The organism is Limnohabitans sp. 2KL-17 (assembly GCF_003063415.1).
GTDB lineage: Bacteria > Pseudomonadota > Gammaproteobacteria > Burkholderiales > Burkholderiaceae_C > Limnohabitans_A.
Genome location: NZ_NESK01000005.1, coordinates 90,649 through 107,673 on the forward strand (window position 1 = coordinate 90,649; position 17,025 = coordinate 107,673).

The window sequence follows — 17,025 nt, forward strand, 5'->3', positions numbered from 1 at the left end:
TTTAAATATTCAAAAATCAGGAAATCAGACGGGTGGCTTCTGTGATGCGCTGCACGGCTTCCAGCGCACGTCGACCCGCTTCACCACTCACCTTCGGCGGGCGTTTGTGGCGAATACTGTCAACAAAGTCAGCTATTTCGGCAAACAAAGGATCGGCTTCGCCAAAGGATTGCTCTTGCCGATCAATAGCCAACTCAGCATCGGCCAGCGCGTCGGGCGCTCCGCGGTAGGTAGTCAATGTACGTGCTTGAAAATCCAGCGAGTGGCACGCCTGCTTTTGAAACACACGCATTTTTCTCTCGCTCTTGGCACTCACACGGCTGGCGGTCACGTTGGCTACGCAGCCGTTGGCAAAGCGAATCCGGGCATTGGCAATGTCTATGTCCGAAGTCAGCACTCGGGCACCGGAACAGTCCACACTTTCAAGGTCGCTATCGACCAACGACAAAATCAGGTCGACATCGTGAATCATCAAGTCGAGCAACACACTCACATCTGTGGCCCGCGGCTTGAAAGGCGCCAGACGTGAACTGTCAATGAACCGGGGATCAGACAGCAACGGCTCCAATGCCAAAGCGGCAGGGTTAAAGCGCTCCAAGTGTCCAACCGCCAGCACACAATGGTTTTCTTTGGCCAAACGGATTAACTCATCCGCCTGTTTCAATGTTGTGGTCATGGGCTTTTCAACAAGGACATGCACGCCCGCTCGCAAAAACTCGACGCACACATCGTAATGGCCTTGTGTAGGCACCGCTATGCTGACCGCATCGACCTTGCCAAGCAGTGCCCTGAAGTGTGTGAAAGCAGCGCAATTCAAAGGGCCGGCAACGGCATCGGCCTGCTCCTGGCGGTTGTCCACCACAGCAACGAGCTCACATTCCGGAATTTTGGCGTACTTTTGGGCATGAAATTTACCCAAATAACCAACGCCAATGACGGCACAACGCAACAGGGCCACAGGGCCCTCCTTTCGAGCACGGGCCGGGAAAGACTCCTGACCCTTGTATTGATCAATCAACCGAACGCCGCCGCGAACGCACGATACCGACTTTGGGCGAAACTGCTCCAAGAAAGTCGAGCATCATGTCCACATCGCCTTGTGCTTCAGGCTTGTCTAGGGCGATCTGAAGGATGCGTTCTTTAGCAGCTTCAAGCGTCAAATTTTCACGGTATAAGACCTTGTGCATGGCACGCACTGCGGCAATTCTGATGGGAGAAAAACCACGACGGCGCAAGCCTTCGGCGTTCACAGTGCGTGCCGCAGCAGGCTGGCCCTGACACATCACATAAGGTGGCAGATCGGCAAACAACAAGGTGCACATGGCCGTGAAGCTGTGTGCCCCCAGACGCAAGAACTGACGCACCACGGTAAAGCCGCCCAGGATCACCCAGTCACCCACATGGACATGGCCTGCCAACTGGGAGTTGTTGGCAAAAATTGTGTGGCTTCCGATGTGGCAGTCATGTGCCAAATGAACATAAGCCATGAACAGGTTGTCGTCACCAACCTGCGTCACGCCACCACCATTCACAGTGCCCGCATTGAAGGTGCAAAACTCACGGATGGTGTTGTCGTTGCCAATCACCAGTCGGGTCGGCTCACCCGCATACTTTTTGTCTTGTGGCGCAGCACCCAGCGAGGTGTAACTGTGGATGTGGTTGTTTTGCCCAACGGTGGTAAATCCCTCAATCGTGCAGTGTGAGCCGACTGTGGAGCCTGCACCAACGACCACGTTAGGACCGATGATGGTATAGGGACCAACGGTCACGGACGCATCCAGCTGAGCAGCCGGATCAACCAGAGCTGTGGAATGGATAGTGGCCATAAGTCCTCAGGCAATCTTTCGCATGGTGCACATCAATTCGGCCTCACAGGCGAGTTCCAAGCCCACTCGGGCCTGGGCCTTGAACTTGAAAATGCCCGCTTTCATGCGGTCAAGTTGCACCTCAAGGGTCAGCTGGTCGCCAGGCTCCACCGGGCGCTTGAAGCGTGCACCATCAATCCCTGCAAAGTAATAAATGGTGTTGTCATCTGGCGCTGCATCCAGGGTGTCAAAAGACAACAAGGCAGCAGCCTGCGCCAAGGCTTCCAGCATCAACACACCCGGCATGACCGGTCGGTGCGGAAAATGGCCTGCGAAAAAAGGCTCGTTGATGGTCACGTTCTTCAAGGCTTTGATGCGCGCACCTTTTTCAATCTCCAGCACGCGATCGACCAACAGAAATGGATAACGGTGCGGGAGTTGCTTGAGAATTTTATGAATGTCCATCATGGCTGAGGTTCCTTGTTATTTTGAATGCTGGCCTCTAGGGCTTTGATACGCTCACGCAACCGAGACAGTTGCTTGAGGCTGGCGGCGTTTTTTTCCCAACTTGCGTTGTTGTCGATTGGAAACATCCCCGTGTACTGCCCTGGCTGCAAAATGGACCGTGTGACCACCGAAGCTGCAGAAATGTGCACGTGATCTGCCAAGCGCAAATGGCCCAGCACCACCGCACCGCCGCCCACGGTGCAGTGCGCACCAATTCGGGCACTGCCGGCAACCCCAACGCAACCTGCCATGGCCGTATGACGACCCACATGCACGTTGTGCCCGATCTGAATGAGGTTGTCGAGTTTGACCCCATCATCGATCACGGTGTCGTCCAATGCACCCCGGTCAATGCAAGTGTTGGCACCGATTTCCACATCGTTGCCAATGCGAACCGCCCCCAACTGTTCAATTTTTTCCCACTCGCCTTGATGGGGCGCAAATCCGAACCCGTCAGCACCAATGACAACGCCTGAATGCACGAGACAGCGTGCGCCGATCTTGCAGTCCTCACCCACAGTCACGCGAGATTTGAGAACCGTTCCGGAACCCACTACAGCGCCACGCTCAATCACGCACAAAGGTCCGATCACGGCATCAGCAGCAATCAGCGCGTCAGGGGAGATGACCGCACTGGGATGAATTCGCGGACTTTCTGCTTTGTGGTGAGCACGCTTCCACAGTTGGGTCAGGCGCGCAAAATACAAATAAGGGTCTTCGGTAATGATGGCTGCAAGTCGGTTCGAAACTTGCCCCTCAAAGGCAGGGTCAACAATCACACAGCCCGCAAGGCTCTCTGTCAATTGGCTTTGGTATCTGGCTTGGCTTAAAAAACTGATTTGGTCAGGCTGGGCATTTTGCAGTGGGGCCAATCCCGAAACTTGCATAGTGGAAGGCCCCAACAGACGACCACCCAGTGCCTCAACGATAGCGCCAAGCGTCAGTGACACCATTTCAACCAGGCCTGTTGCCTGTTATTTACCCACCGAGGCATTGAGGGCCTTGATGACTTTTTCAGTGATGTCGTGCTTGGGGTTGAAGTAAGCAGCGTCCTGAAGTATCAGGTCGTACTTCTCTGACTCAGCAACTTGCTTTACCGCACGCCCTGCTTTTTCGAAAAGCATTTGATTTTCTTCATTTTTGCGAGCGCCCAAATCCTCCTGAAACTCCCGCTGGCGTCGTTTCAAGTCACGATCAAGTTCAATCAACTGTTTTTGCTTGGTCACCCTTTGCGCTTCCGACAGTGTGGGCGCGTCGCGCTCGAACTTTTCGGCAGAAACCTTGAATGCACTGATGGCATCGTTCAAATCTTTCTCCCGCTTCAGGAATTCCGACTCCAATTTCGCTTGAGCGGCTTTGGCCACATTGGAGTCACGCAGGATACGGTCTGTGTTGACAATGCCAATTTTGAAATCCTGGGCTTGGACCACAGAAGTCAAAAGGGATGCCCCAACAAGCAGCGCGGCAATAAAGTACTTGGAAAGCGTTTTCATTAGAAGGATGTTCCGATTTGGAATTGTAGTCGTTGAATTTTATCGTTTGTCTGCTTGCGAATGGGCATCGCATAGGACAAGCGCAGGGGGCCCATGGGTGAAATCCAGCTCAGACCGATGCCGGCAGACGCACGTAACTCAGCAAGTGACAGTTTTTGTTCTTCAGCAAACGCACTGCCTACATCGGTAAAACCGTAGAGGCGAAGCGTTTTGTCGTTGCCCGCGCCAGGGAAAGGCATCATGAACTCTGCGTTCAAAACCACTTTTTTGGGACCACCTAGGTAAACCAACGCTGAAGTGGTGTCATTTTGAATTGTTCGCTCTGATGGCCCAAGAGTGGATTGCTCAAACCCGCGAACACTGCCCAAGCCACCCACATAAAAGTTCTTGAACAAGGGGAACTCTTGACCACTCAGGCCCTTGCCCCAACCCACGTCGGCATTCACAGCCAGCGTGTATTTTTTACTTAACGGGAAATACTGCTGGTATTGGTAATTGCTGCGGAAATAACGCACGTCACCAGCAAGGCTCAAATCAGCGTTTAACCTTTGATAAGTCCCCCTGGAAGGCACCAAGGCGCTGTCTCGCCCGTCCCGAGCCCAGCCTAGGGTTAAAGGTATAGCGGTACTGGTGGCACCGAAATCATTAGCGTATTTTAGGTAGGGGTAAGGCAGACCCGTTCCCGTTTTTATTTGGGTCTGCTCGGCGTTTGCTCCTACAAAAACAGTGTCTGTCTCTGTCACCGGTACGCCAAAACGAAGCCCTAAGCCTGAATTGACCAGGCTGTAGGAATTGATGTCACCTAAATAGGGCCGCGTGGTTCGCTGAAAAACATCAAGGGTCCTGGAAATGCCGTTTTGTGTGAAGTAGGGGTCCGTGGTGCTCACGACCAAGTTTCGGTTGTACTTGCTGGTGTTGACTTCAACGGCCAGGTAATTGCCTGAACCAAAAGCATTTTCCTGGCGAATACCAAAGCTCAAGGTCACTTTTTCTGCCGAGGAAAAGCCTGCCCCCAGCGAAATACTGCCTGTCGGCTTTTCTGCCACGGTGAACATCAAATCAACTTGGTCGGGTGTGCCGGGAATCTCGATGGTTTCCACGTTCACGTCCGTGAAAAAGCCCAAACGGTCGACTCTGTCGCGTGACAGTCGAATTTTGTCACCGTCGTACCAAGCGGCCTCAAACTGGCGAAATTCGCGGCGGATCACTTCATCGCGGGTGCGGTTGTTGCCTGCCACCAAAATGCGCCGAACATAAGCACGGCGTGAAGGTTCGGCCTGCAGGACAAACTGAACACGGTTGTTTTGTCGGTCAATTTCAGGCTTGGCTTCCACCTTGGCGAAAGCAAAACCAAACTTGCCGAAATAATCGGTGAACGCCTTTGTAGTCTCCGCCACGGTCTCCGCGTTGTAAGGTTTGCCAACGCCGATTTTGACCAAGGCCTTGAATTCGTCGTCCTTGTCGAGGTAGTTGCCCTCCAACTTGACCCCCGAGACCACGAATCGTTCCCCTTCGGTCACATTGATGGTGATGGCCATTTCCTGTTTGTCTGGCGACATGGCCACTTGGGTGGAGTCAATGCGGAACTCCAAAAAGCCCCGAGACAGATAATAAGAACGCAGTGACTCAAGATCGGCATTGAGCTTTGTTCTGGCATAACGATCGGACTTGGTGTACCAACTCATCCAACCGCCCGTGTCCAGATTGAACTGGTCACGCAAATTGGATTCAGAGAACGCCTTGTTTCCCACAATCTGAATCTGCTTGATCTTTGCCGGTCCACCTTCTGTGATGGTAAAGCTCAAATTGACGCGGTTGCGATCGACAGGCGTTGCTGTGCTCACCACTTCAGCGCCGTAAAGACTGCGGCTGATGTACTGACGCTTGAGTTCTTGTTCGGCCTTGTCAGCCAAAGCCTTGTCGTAGGGCCGGCCTTCGGCCAACCCCACCTCTTTCAAGGCTTTGAGCAGAACATCTTTGTCAAACTCTTTGAGGCCGATGAACTCGACCATCGCCACAGATGGGCGCTCTTCCACCACAACCACCAGCACGTCACCCTGGGTTTCAACACGCACATCCTTGAACAAACCCAAGGCAAACAAAGCGCGAATGACTGCGGCGCCTTTTTCGTCTGAGTATTGGTCTCCGACACGCAATGGCAGAGATGCAAAAACAGTTCCTGCTTCAATTCGCTGCAGACCCTCGACACGAATGTCTCGGACAGTGAACGGATCGACGGCCCAAGCAGGCATGCAGGCCATCAAGGAAATCGCCACGGTCAAAGCAGCAGGTTGAAGGCGCGAACGAATGTCAAAAAAATTCATGGAGCAACCATATAAAGATCAAGCGCTGAATGTAGGCATGGTCACAAACAGCTCAAAAACCCATGTGAAAAACCGGCCAAATCGCCGCAATTTGGCTGTGCCAAAACGCTTATGTTGCTTTCATAAGCAAAGTCCATGCGGGTCATGGCGCTTAAGCCAAGATAATACACCTCGGGGGGCAGGACAAGGCGGGCATGACAAGCAGATTGCGGCTGACACAATCAATCAACCCAGTCTTGCAACCACCGTGCGCGCAGCCTCTCTGGTTCGTCGGTCAAGCCCCAGCAAAGCCTCGAGATTTTCAGGACGAGAACTGACCACCGCATTGAGGGTTGCTTCATTGACGTGGTGTATTTGGTCAAACCGAATTTGGTGCTTCAAAAATGCGTCTACAGCGATTTCATTGGCCGCATTCAGCACGGCGCAACTGCCCGGTGTGCCGTTCAGAGTGTCCCATGCCAGCTTGAGACCTGGAAACCGCATGGGGTGTCCGTGATCGTCCAAGGACTCGAACGTCATGGCTGCCAGGGAATGGAAATCGAGCGCACCAGCACCGGACACAATGCGCTCGGGCCAGCTCAAGCCATAAGCAATGGGCACCCGCATGTCAGGCGTGCCCAACTGGGCCACCACCGAGTTGTCTTTGTACTGAACCATGGAATGAATCACGCTTTGGGGATGAATCACCACCTCCAATTGTTCAGGGGCCAAACTGAACAAATAACGCGCCTCAATGACCTCAAGGGCCTTGTTCATCATGGTGGCCGAGTCGACTGAAATCTTGCGCCCCATCACCCAGTTGGGGTGGGCGCAGGCCTGATCAGGAGTGACATCTTTGAGGCTGATCGGATCACGGCCTCGAAATGGCCCACCAGATGCCGTCAAAATGATTTTGTGAACGCGCCGCTGCCATGTGGTTGGATCCTCTGGCAATGATTGAAAAATCGCCGAATGCTCACTGTCAATCGGCAGCATCACTGCCCCGCCCTCACGCACAGCTGACAGGAACAGCTCGCCGCCCATCACCAAGGCCTCCTTGTTGGCCAAGAGCAACTTTTTGCCTGCTCGCGCCGCAGAAAGGCAGGGCGACAAACCAGCAGCGCCCACGATGGCCGCCATGACCGCATCGACTTGAGGCGCTGCTGCGACCTCATCCAAAGCCGCAGCCCCGCACCTGACCACTGTTTTCAACCCTTCAGCGCGAAGTTTTTCGGCCAATAAGCGGGCCGCATCTTCATGGACCATCACAGCCACTTCGGGCTTGAATTGGGCACATTGGGCAACCATCAAATCAACCTGGGTCGATGCCGTCAAGGCATACACGGCAAATTGCTGCGGGTGTCTGGCCAAAACGTCCAGCGTGCTTTTGCCGATCGAGCCCGTACTGCCCAAAATGGTGATGCGTTGAACCGATTGCATAAATGGCCTTTTTATCTCAGATCCAGAAAACCAGCATCATGGCCAATGGCAAAGTGGGCAACAAAGCATCCACACGGTCCAAAACCCCGCCATGTCCAGGCAACAGGCCCGAGCTGTCTTTCATGCCCGCACTTCGCTTGACCAGCGACTCGACCAAATCACCCACCACACTCATGGCAGACATGAACAACAAAGCCGGCAAAGCGACAAACCAGCCTTTGGCAAACAACAATGAATAAAAACTCAAGTTGGTGAGCGCCCAACGGTGATCAACTTCAGCCCATAAAACGGCCACCACAAGGACACCCAACATGCCGCCAAAAACGCCTTCCCAGCTTTTGCCAGGACTGATGCTGGCCGCCAACTTGGTTTTGATCCAGCGACCACCCAGCGCCTTGCCAAAGAAATAGGCAAACACATCGGCCGCCCAGACCAGCACCAAAACAGACAACAGAAAATTGATCCCAATCTGGTGAGCCTGCGCCATGGCGACCCAAGCCAAGGTCAAAAGCAACAAGCCTACGACCCAACGCACAGAGCGTGGCCAAAGTCCCCAACCCGTCACGCCGCGCTGGACCATCCACGCTCCCAGCAGCACCCAAGTGGCACCAGCAATAAGCCAAACCAGTGGCGGCGTGCGTTGCACCCAGCCCATCTGTTCAGCCACTGCGCAAGCCATCAAACACATCACTGCGCCGGCCCAAACCGCCCCAGAAGGCATGGCATTTAACCGGCCCCATTCCCAGGCCCCCGCAGCGATCAGAACCACGGTCAAGCCCATGAAGGGCCAGGGATTTGTGGCAAACAAGGCAGGGAGCAGCAAGCCCATAAGGACGAGTGCGGTGATAACTCTTTGTTTGAGCAAGGCTTCTCCAGAAAAAAGGCCGCCTGTGGGCGGCCTTTCAGGCCGCAGAAACCACGGAGGGGATGCTCAAACCGCCATGATTTCTTGCTCTTTGGCGGTCACCAACTGGTCTATCTCGGTCATTCGCCTATCGGTCAATTTTTGGGTATCTGCTTCTGCGCGTTTTTGATCGTCCTCAGAAACCTCTTTGTCCTTGACCAGTTTCTTGACAGCTTCATTGGCATCACGGCGCAAATTCCGGATGGCTATCTTGGCATTTTCACCCTCTGTGCGGGCCAACTTGGTCATTTCCTTGCGGCGCTCTTCGCTCATGGCGGGCATGGGCACACGGATCAAGTCACCCATGGATGCAGGATTCAGGCCCAGATCGCTTTCACGAATGGCTTTTTCAATCTTGGCACCCATGCCTTTTTCCCAAGGCTGAACGCTGATGGTGCGCGAATCCATCAAGGACACATTCGCTACTTGTGAAAGGGGCAACATGGATCCGTAATAGTCAACCTGTATGGTGTCCAGCAAAGCCGGGTTGGCGCGACCGGTGCGAATACGGGTCAGGTTGTTCTTGAAAGCCGCAATGGATTGCTCCATTTTGGTTTCGCTTGTTTTCTTGATGTCTGCAATGGTCATGGGGTTCTCCTCGTCAGAACGGGCTCAAGCATAAACCAGCGTGCCTTCGTTTTCGCCCATCACAACGCGCTTCAAGGCGCCGTTCTTGATGATCGAAAACACCTTGATCGGCAGTTTCTGGTCGCGGCATAAGGCAAAAGCTGTGGCATCCATGATGCCCAAATTGCGTGAAATGGCTTCATCGAAGCTGATGGTGCTGTAGCGGGTAGCCTGCGGGTCTTTTTTCGGGTCAGCCGTGTACACACCGTCCACCTTGGTGGCCTTCAGAACCATCTCGGCACCAATTTCGGCACCGCGCAAGGCCGCAGCCGTGTCGGTCGTGAAAAATGGGTTGCCTGTTCCCGCAGCGAACACCACCACTTTGCCTTCTTCAAGATATTGCAAAGCTTTGGGGCGAACATAAGGCTCCACCACCTGGTCGATACCAATGGCAGACATGACGCGCGCGGTCAGGCCGGCCTTGTCAAGCGCATCGGCCAAGGCCAAGGAATTCATGACCGTGGCCAGCATGCCCATATAGTCGGCTGTGGCTCGGTCCATGCCCACGGCGCCACCGGCGACACCCCTGAAGATGTTGCCACCACCAATCACCACAGCCACCTGAACGCCTAGTTGATTGATCTCAGCGATCTCTTGGGCCATGCGAACAATCGTGGCACGGTTGATGCCAAAAGCATCGTCCCCCATCAAGGCCTCACCCGACAGCTTGAGCAGAATGCGCTTGAAGGCTGGTTTGGCTGAAGACATGTTGGACTCCTTGGATATCAATGGGGACGATGGTATGGCAACACAAGCGCTGGATGGAATCAGGCTGCGCCTTGCGCAGCGGCCACTTGGGCAGCCACTTCAGCCGCAAAGTCGTCCACTTTCTTCTCAATGCCTTCGCCCACGACATACAAAGTGAAAGCCTTCACTGTGGTGCCAGCGGCTTTGAGCATTTGCTCAACAGTTTGCTTGTCGTTTTTGACGAAAGACTGGTTAAACAAAGACACTTCTTTGAGGTACTTTTGAACTGAGCCGTCGACCATTTTGGTCACGATGTCAGCAGGCTTGCCTGACTCGGCAGCTTTGGCTGCAGCCACCGAACGCTCTTTTTCGATCAAGTCGGCGGGCACTTCGGCACTGGTCAGGGAGACAGGCTTCATGGCAGCCACGTGCATGGCAACGTCTTTGGCGGCAGTTTCGTCACCTTCAAACTCGACCAGAACACCGATGCGGGTGCCATGCAAATAATTGGCGATCTTCGCACCACTGGCAGCACGCTTGAACCGGCGAAAGCTCATGTTCTCGCCGATCTTGCCGATCAAGCCTTTGCGCACATCTTCGAGGGTAGGGCCGAAGCTGTCCTGGCTGTAAGCCAATGCGCCCAAGGCGTTGATGTCAGCCGGATTGTGCTCCGCGACCAATTTGGCTGCAGCATTGGCCAAGGCCAAAAAACTGTCGTTTTTGGTGACAAAGTCGGTTTCGCAGTTGACTTCGATCATGGCACCCGTGGTGCCGTTGACAAAGCAGGTCACCACGCCCTCGGCGGTCACTCGCGATGCGGCCTTTCCGGCCTTGGTGCCCAGCTTGACACGCAACAATTCTTCTGCCTTGACCATGTCGCCTTCAGCTTCGGTCAAAGCTTTTTTGCACTCCATCATTGGGGCATCGGTTTTTGCACGCAGTTCAGCGACCATGCTTGCGTTGATTACAACCATTTGATTTCTCCGTATTCAGTCTAAAAGTCAGATTAAAAAAAAGGGGCCACAAAGCCCCTTTCATCGCATTTTGGGGAATCAGGCCGAAGCGTTGTCCGCTTCAACAAACTCGTCAGCACCTTCAGTGACCGCCTTGACCACGTCGTTGACCGCATTGGCGCGGCCTTCGATGATGGCGTCGGCAATGCCACGGGCGTACAAAGCTACGGCCTTGGCCGAGTCATCGTTGCCGGGAATGATGTAATCAATGCCTTCTGGCGAGTGGTTGGAGTCGACCACACCGATCAATGGAATGCCCAATTTTTTGGCTTCCGAGATAGCGATTTTGTGGTACCCCACGTCGATCACAAAAATGGCGTCAGGCAAGGCCGCCATGTCCTGAATGCCGCCAATGTCTTTTTCGAGCTTTTCCATCTCGCGCTTGAACATCAGTTGTTCTTTTTTGCTCAGGCTTTCAAGGCCGACTTCTTGCTGCGCCTTCATGTCCTTCAAACGCTTGATCGACGTTTTGACAGTTTTAAAGTTGGTGAGCATGCCGCCCAACCAACGCTGATCAACGAACGGAACACCTGCGCGCTTGGCTTCAGCAGCCACCAGATCACGCGCTTGGCGCTTGGTGCCTACCATCAGGATGTTGCCGCGGTTGGCGGACAACTGTTTGGCGAACTTGATCGCATCCTGAAACATCGGGAGAGACTTTTCCAGGTTGATGATGTGGATCTTGTTGCGGTGGCCAAAGATGAAAGGGGCCATCTTGGGGTTCCAGAAGCGGGTTTGGTGACCAAAGTGGACACCGGCTTCCAGCATTTCGCGCATGGTAACGGACATAAAAATACTCCAAAGGTTAGGTCTAAAATCCGGTCCACTGATCTCGCTCAGCCAAAAAACTGAGCGAAACACCTTGACGGGACGGATTCGCGGATGAACTTCGCTTGATCAAGATCACTGATTGAGGCCTTGTTTTCACATGACACTCCGAAGACAGCGACTTCACTCGGCAAAGCCTTAGGATTATAGCATCCTGCCCCCACCCAAGAGAGCCCAAGCCCATGAAAGCTGACCTGATCGCCACCCGTCAAGCCATTTTGGATGGCACACGCCATCCCCAGTCCGTGGCAGAAGACTGCTTCGCGGTCGCGCAAAGTCGGGCTTGCCAGGATGTTTTCATTCAACTCGACCCCGATCAGCTTTACCATACCGCCTCCAGCGCGAGCGCTGCAAAAAGACCGCTCGCGGGACTGTCGGTGTCGATCAAGGACCTCTTTGACGTTCAAGGGCAGATCACGGCAGCCGGCTCGGTGGTCTTGAAAACCCGGCCGCCTGCATCGAGCGACGCTGTGGCTGTTGCCCGCTTGCGGGCTGCTGGCGCGGGACTGATCGGACGCACCAACATGGTCGAATTTGCCTTTTCGGGTGTTGGCATCAACCCGCACCATGGCACACCAGCCGCCTGGGATGCCTTGACCGACACCCCTGTAGGCAGCCCCGAAGTGCCCTACGCGCCGGGTGGCTCCAGTTCAGGGGCCGCCGTGTCGGTCGCGACAGGCGCAGCATTCATCGGCCTGGGTTCGGACACCGGCGGGTCCATCCGCATCCCGGCCGCCCTGAACGGCATCGTTGGGTTCAAGAACACTGCCAGACGTGTGCCCACTCAGGGCGCCCTGCCCTTGTCCACCACACTGGACACGGTTTGCGCCTTGACCCGCACGGTCCGGGACACTGTTTTGGCGCATGAAATCCTGTCAGGCAGAAAAGTACCCACAGCACGGAAACCTTTGTCAGCCTATCGGTTGGCTGTTGCCCAAAATGTCATGCAGGACAGCATGGACAGCGGTGTCACCCGGGCTTTTGAACGCAGTCTGAAGAACTTGCGTGCCGCTGGTGCTCAGATTGAAGAAATTCCGTTGGCCGAGCTTCAGGACATCGGCCCCATGATGGCCACCGGCGGCTTCAGCCCAGCCGAGAGTTTTGCCTGGCACCGGGACTTGATCACACAACACGCAGACCAGTATGACCCCAGGGTGGCGCATCGCATTCAACGCGGCGCTCAAATAACGGCCCACGATTACATCCACCTGCAAAGCGCCCGCAACGAATGGATTCGCCGGATGGAAAGCAGGCTGCAGCGCTTTGACGCCGTCCTCTCGCCGACCATACCCATCACCGCACCCCGCTTGAGTGAGCTTGCGCCAGGTGCTGAACGCGATCACGCTTTCTTTCGTGTTAACGCCTTGCTGTTACGCAACACCAGCGCAGTCAATACGCTCGACGGTTGCGCCATTTCATTGCCCTGCCACGTCCCCGGTGAGTTGCCCGTGGGCATGATGGCCTGGCATGCAGCCATGCATGACGATGCCCTTCTTCAATTGGCTCTGCTGATGGAGCCGATCCTGCAAAAGCATTGAGTCAAATGGAAAAACTGTCCCCCACATCGGGCTGGCCTGTGCATGGGCAGGGCAGCATTCGGACTCTGGAGTCGCAGCGCCAAGCACTCAGCCCAACCCCGCTCATGCAAATGGCAGGCTTGGTAACCGCCCAGTTGGCCCTGGCCATGGCACCGCACTGCCAGCGCATCTGGGTGGCAGCAGGCCCGGGCAACAATGGCGGCGATGGCCTGGAGGCTGCGCTGAATTTGCACCAATGGGGCAAGTCGGTCCGGGTCAGCCTCATGGGTCAAGCCTCCAAGCTGCCTGCTGACGCCTTCGCAGCCAGGCAACGGGCCCATGAGGCAGGCGTGCAAATCACATCGGAACCGCCCGAGCAGTGGCTGCAAGAAATGGGTCCATTGGACTTGTGCATCGATGCACTTCTGGGCATTGGGGCCACTCGGCCACTCAGCGCCAACATGCAAAGCTGGGTGCAAATTATCAACCGCTCCCGGGCCCTGGTCTTGGCCATCGACGTGCCAACCGGCCTGAACCCGGAATCAGGACAACTGCTGGGTGGAGAAACCGACACAAGCTTGCTTGTTAAGGCCAGTCAGACCCTCACTTTCATAGCCGCAAAACCTGGACTTTTCATGGGACATGGCCGGGATGCTTGCGGGCAAATTTGGTTGGAGACCCTAGGCCACCCCTCGGAAGTCAGCAGCTTGCCAGCCCAAGCCCTTCTCAACATGGTTTGGTTACAAGCCCCAAAAACCCACGCCAGCCACAAAGGCAGTCACGGCGATGTCGCTGTGATCGGCGGTGAAGCCATGGCCTCGCGCGGAATGGGCATGACCGGGGCCGCTGTTTTGGCAGCGTCCGCCGCCTTGCATGCCGGAGCGGGGCGAATTATGTTGAGCTTGCTTTCAGGCCAAGCCTCAGAGAGTGCCCCCCCAGACCTGATGCAGCGTGATTGGCGGCAACTGGATTTAGAGCATTTGCATGTGGTGTGTGGTTGCGGAGGTGGCGAAGCTGTGCGACCAGTCTTGCCTGCGGTGTTGCAACGAAGTGCACAGTTGGTGCTCGACGCCGATGGCCTGAATGCCCTGGCGCAAAGCAAAGCACTGCAAGGGCTGCTGAGACAGCGGGCAGCCTCTCAACCAACGGTCATCACACCCCACCCCCTTGAAGCGGCACGCTTGCTCCAAACCAGCACTGCACAAGTACAAAGCCATCGGCTGAAGGCCGCGCAGGATCTGGCTGCCTTGTTCAACTGCACTGTGGTGTTGAAAGGCTCGGGGACGGTCATTGCCACACCTGAAGAAACACCGCGCATCAATACCTCTGGCAACGGTCGTCTGGCCACGGGCGGCACCGGCGATGTTTTGGCCGGGCTGATTGGCGCCCGCATGGCGCAAGGCCTGAGCCCATTTGATGCCGCCTGTTCAGCGGTTGCACAACATGGCCAATTGGCCAGTGACTGGCCAGAAGGGCAAGCCCTGACGGCCAGCCGTCTTGCCAGGCGCTTGTGCTGATAAAAAAACAAGCCTGAACGGCAAAAAGCCAGGCGCGAAGGCCTGGCTTTTTGACCGCATCGGTCGATTCAATGCAGCTTCAATTTGAAGCAACACCTCAACGCCGAGGTTTGGTAGTCCTTGAGCCCTTTTTCTTGACAGAGGCCTTCTTCACAGAAGCCTTGAGGGCTTGAATGGGGGATCGGTTGCGCTCTGCATCGGCCAAACGCCGATCCTGGGAGCCAGGCTTTTTGCCACGCCCACCCTCTGATGGCAAAGAAACGCCCTTGTCACGCATGGCACGCGGCACCAGATCGTCCCCGGGATGGACCAATCTGAAATCGATTTTGCGGCCATCCAGATCCACGCGGCTGACCTGCACGTGCACACGGCTGCCAATGGCGTAGCGAATACCTGTGCGCTCACCGCGCAACTCCTGGCGCAACTCATCGAAGCGGAAGTACTCACCGCCCAACTCAGTGATGTGGACCAAGCCCTCAACATACAAAGAATCCAGGGTCACAAAAATGCCGAAGCTGGTGGCAGCCGAAACCACCCCGCCGTATTCTTCACCCAAATGCTCGCGCATGTATTGGCACTTGAGCCAGGCCTCCACATCGCGACTGGCCTCGTCGGCACGACGCTCATTGGCACTACAATGCAGGCCAGCAGCTTCCCAGGCACGCTGGTCAGCAGCGGACATGCGCACACGCGGCGCCTGCGACTCGGGCGAATCGCCTTTGGCCGCTCGGCTTTTCTCCAGCCGCTTGCTAAGCTTGGCGTGCGCCTCACCTGGCACGGGCAAGCTGGGCAGCGTATAAGTTCGGCCCAACAAAATGGCCTTGATCACCCGGTGCACCAGCAAGTCCGGGTAACGCCGGATCGGGCTGGTGAAGTGGGTGTAAGCCTCATACGCCAAGCCAAAATGCCCACTGTTCACTGGCGTGTAAATGGCCTGCTGCATCGAACGCAACAGCATGGTGTGGATCTGCTGTGCATCCGGGCGGTCTTTGGTGGCTTGTGCAATCTTCTGAAACTCGGAGGTGTGCGGGTCATCACTTATGCTCAGCCCCAAGCCCAGGGCCTTGAGGTAATTGCGCAGGATGTCTTTTTTCTCGGCGGTTGGGCCTTCGTGCACCCGGAACAACCCAGGGTGCTTGCCCTGCTGAATGAAGTCGGCGCTGCACACGTTCGCTGCCAGCATCGCCTCTTCAATCAGACGGTGAGCCTCATTGCGCACTCGGGGTACGATCTTTTCAATCCTGCCGCTCTCGTCGCACACAATCTGCGTTTCGGTGGTCTCAAAGTCCACCGCACCACGCACCGCGCGCGATGCCAGCAAGGCTTTGTAAACGTCATGCAAGTTCATCAAGTCAGTCACGCGCTCTTTGCGCTTGGTGGCTTCAGGCCCGCGGGTGTTGGCCAAAATCGCCGCCACTTCGGTGTAAGTGAAACGCGCATGGCTGTGCATGACAGCCGGGTAGAACTGGTAGGCATGCACATCGCCCTTGGCATTGACCAACATGTCACAGACCATGCACAGACGGTCGACATCGGGGTTCAATGAACACAATCCATTCGACAACTTTTCGGGCAACATGGGGATCACCCTGCGCGGAAAATAAACGCTCGTGGCCCGGTCATAGGCATCGATGTCAATGTCGCTTCCGGTCTGCACATAGTGGCTCACATCGGCAATGGCCACCAGCAAACGCCAGCCTTTGCCGCGGCCTACCTTGGCTGGTTCGCAATACACCGCATCGTCAAAGTCACGGGCATCTTCGCCGTCAATCGTGACCAAGGGCACATCGCGCAGATCGATCCGGTCCTTGCGGTCCTTGGCAAGCACTTTGTCAGGCAGGCCCTTGGCCTGCTCAATACAACCCACAGAAAACTCATGGGGCACGCTGTACTTGCGCACTGCGATCTCGATCTCCATGCCCGGGTCGTCGACCTCACCCAGCACTTCTTTGACGCGGCCCACAGGCTGACCGAACAAGGCAGGCGGCTCGGTCAACTCGACCACCACCACCTGCCCCGGCTTGGCCGTGCCCGTTGCACCTTTGGGGATCATCACATCCTGGCCGTAGCGCTTGTCCTCGGGCGCGACCAGCCACAAGCCGCCTTCCTGCAGCAAGCGGCCAATGATGGGCTGCTCAGGGCGCTCGACGATCTCGATGATGCGCCCTTCAGGTCGGCCTTTGCGGTCTTGACGGACGATGCGAACCTTGACGCGATCACGGTGAAGCACCGCCCGCATTTCATTGGGGGACAAATAAATGTCAGATTCGCCGCTGTCACGAATCAGGAACCCGTGACCATCCCGGTGTCCCTGCACACTGCCTTCGATTTCTTCCAGCAGGCCGCCGGGTTGTGCTAATTTTTTGATATACAATCCTTTGGTT

General features: G+C 55.7%; 15 protein-coding genes. 2 read left to right on the forward strand and 13 right to left on the reverse strand.

All coding sequences use genetic code 11. The features are described from left to right. Window positions 1–16: 16 nt before the first annotated feature. The 12 genes from B9Z45_RS03560 to rpsB form a co-directional block, all read right to left on the reverse strand. Complete coding sequence (locus tag B9Z45_RS03560) at window positions 17–958, reverse strand: Gfo/Idh/MocA family protein (RefSeq protein WP_108405854.1); 942 nt, start codon at window positions 956–958, stop codon at window positions 17–19. A gap of 52 nt (window positions 959–1,010) precedes the next feature. Continuing rightward, complete coding sequence (gene lpxA / locus B9Z45_RS03565) at window positions 1,011–1,826, reverse strand: acyl-ACP--UDP-N-acetylglucosamine O-acyltransferase (protein WP_108405855.1); 816 nt, start codon at window positions 1,824–1,826, stop codon at window positions 1,011–1,013. A 6-nt stretch (window positions 1,827–1,832) separates the two neighbouring features. Continuing rightward, window positions 1,833–2,273: a 3-hydroxyacyl-ACP dehydratase FabZ gene (gene fabZ / locus B9Z45_RS03570; RefSeq protein WP_108405856.1), complete on the reverse strand. Its 441-nt coding sequence runs from the start codon at window positions 2,271–2,273 to the stop codon at window positions 1,833–1,835. After that, on the reverse strand, window positions 2,270–3,262 hold the full coding sequence (gene lpxD / locus B9Z45_RS03575) for a UDP-3-O-(3-hydroxymyristoyl)glucosamine N-acyltransferase (RefSeq protein ID WP_108405906.1): 993 nt from the start codon (window positions 3,260–3,262) through the stop codon (window positions 2,270–2,272). The genes fabZ and lpxD overlap by 4 nt, the downstream gene beginning before the upstream one ends. Before the next feature lie 24 nt (window positions 3,263–3,286). Beyond that, entirely contained in the window at window positions 3,287–3,805 is a 519-nt protein-coding gene (locus B9Z45_RS03580) for an OmpH family outer membrane protein (protein WP_108405857.1), read from the reverse strand. After that, window positions 3,805–6,129: an outer membrane protein assembly factor BamA gene (bamA, locus tag B9Z45_RS03585; RefSeq protein WP_108405858.1), complete on the reverse strand. Its 2,325-nt coding sequence runs from the start codon at window positions 6,127–6,129 to the stop codon at window positions 3,805–3,807. The genes B9Z45_RS03580 and bamA overlap by 1 nt, the downstream gene beginning before the upstream one ends. A 225-nt stretch (window positions 6,130–6,354) precedes the next feature. Then, entirely contained in the window at window positions 6,355–7,548 is a 1,194-nt protein-coding gene (gene ispC, locus B9Z45_RS03590; RefSeq protein WP_108405859.1) for a 1-deoxy-D-xylulose-5-phosphate reductoisomerase, read from the reverse strand. A gap of 16 nt (window positions 7,549–7,564) precedes the next feature. After that, window positions 7,565–8,413 (reverse strand): phosphatidate cytidylyltransferase, encoded by an 849-nt coding sequence (locus B9Z45_RS03595; RefSeq protein WP_108405860.1) that lies wholly within the window; start codon window positions 8,411–8,413, stop codon window positions 7,565–7,567. A gap of 66 nt (window positions 8,414–8,479) precedes the next feature. Continuing rightward, the gene (frr, locus tag B9Z45_RS03600; RefSeq protein ID WP_108405861.1) at window positions 8,480–9,040 is read right to left on the reverse strand and encodes a ribosome recycling factor; all 561 of its coding nucleotides are present in this window, start codon (window positions 9,038–9,040) and stop codon (window positions 8,480–8,482) included. Window positions 9,041–9,064: 24 nt separating this feature from the next. Beyond that, window positions 9,065–9,787 carry a UMP kinase gene (gene pyrH, locus B9Z45_RS03605; protein WP_108405862.1) on the reverse strand — a complete coding sequence of 241 codons (723 nt, stop codon included), beginning with the start codon at window positions 9,785–9,787 and terminating at the stop codon, window positions 9,065–9,067. A gap of 59 nt (window positions 9,788–9,846) precedes the next feature. Further along, window positions 9,847–10,740: a translation elongation factor Ts gene (gene tsf, locus B9Z45_RS03610; RefSeq protein ID WP_108405863.1), complete on the reverse strand. Its 894-nt coding sequence runs from the start codon at window positions 10,738–10,740 to the stop codon at window positions 9,847–9,849. Window positions 10,741–10,818: 78 nt separating this feature from the next. Next, a complete protein-coding gene (rpsB, locus tag B9Z45_RS03615; protein WP_108405864.1) occupies window positions 10,819–11,568 on the reverse strand; it encodes a 30S ribosomal protein S2 in 750 nt (249 codons plus the stop codon). A gap of 221 nt (window positions 11,569–11,789) precedes the next feature. Here rpsB and B9Z45_RS03620 point away from each other — a divergent pair, with 221 nt between their 5' ends. Both B9Z45_RS03620 and B9Z45_RS03625 read left to right on the forward strand, forming a co-directional pair. After that, window positions 11,790–13,145, forward strand: coding sequence for an amidase (locus B9Z45_RS03620; protein ID WP_108405865.1), 1,356 nt, complete (start codon window positions 11,790–11,792; stop codon window positions 13,143–13,145). Window positions 13,146–13,150: 5 nt separating this feature from the next. Continuing rightward, window positions 13,151–14,641, forward strand: coding sequence for an NAD(P)H-hydrate dehydratase (locus B9Z45_RS03625; protein WP_199221835.1), 1,491 nt, complete (start codon window positions 13,151–13,153; stop codon window positions 14,639–14,641). Window positions 14,642–14,738: 97 nt separating this feature from the next. On the opposite strand, the gene rnr is transcribed toward B9Z45_RS03625, so the two are convergent. Then, window positions 14,739–17,015 carry a ribonuclease R gene (gene rnr / locus B9Z45_RS03630; protein WP_108405867.1) on the reverse strand — a complete coding sequence of 759 codons (2,277 nt, stop codon included), beginning with the start codon at window positions 17,013–17,015 and terminating at the stop codon, window positions 14,739–14,741. Window positions 17,016–17,025: the final 10 nt, after the last annotated feature.

Coding starts and splice junctions, on each gene's coding strand:
- lpxA (WP_108405855.1), bottom strand. CDS start 1,826: ATGGCCACTATCCATTCCACAGCTCTGGTTGATCCGGCTGCTCAGCTG.
- fabZ (WP_108405856.1), bottom strand. CDS start 2,273: ATGATGGACATTCATAAAATTCTCAAGCAACTCCCGCACCGTTATCCA.
- B9Z45_RS03580 (WP_108405857.1), bottom strand. CDS start 3,805: ATGAAAACGCTTTCCAAGTACTTTATTGCCGCGCTGCTTGTTGGGGCA.
- bamA (WP_108405858.1), bottom strand. CDS start 6,129: ATGAATTTTTTTGACATTCGTTCGCGCCTTCAACCTGCTGCTTTGACC.
- ispC (WP_108405859.1), bottom strand. CDS start 7,548: ATGCAATCGGTTCAACGCATCACCATTTTGGGCAGTACGGGCTCGATC.
- frr (WP_108405861.1), bottom strand. CDS start 9,040: ATGACCATTGCAGACATCAAGAAAACAAGCGAAACCAAAATGGAGCAA.
- pyrH (WP_108405862.1), bottom strand. CDS start 9,787: ATGTCTTCAGCCAAACCAGCCTTCAAGCGCATTCTGCTCAAGCTGTCG.
- tsf (WP_108405863.1), bottom strand. CDS start 10,740: ATGGTTGTAATCAACGCAAGCATGGTCGCTGAACTGCGTGCAAAAACC.
- rpsB (WP_108405864.1), bottom strand. CDS start 11,568: ATGTCCGTTACCATGCGCGAAATGCTGGAAGCCGGTGTCCACTTTGGT.
- B9Z45_RS03620 (WP_108405865.1), top strand. CDS start 11,790: ATGAAAGCTGACCTGATCGCCACCCGTCAAGCCATTTTGGATGGCACA.
- B9Z45_RS03625 (WP_199221835.1), top strand. CDS start 13,151: ATGGAAAAACTGTCCCCCACATCGGGCTGGCCTGTGCATGGGCAGGGC.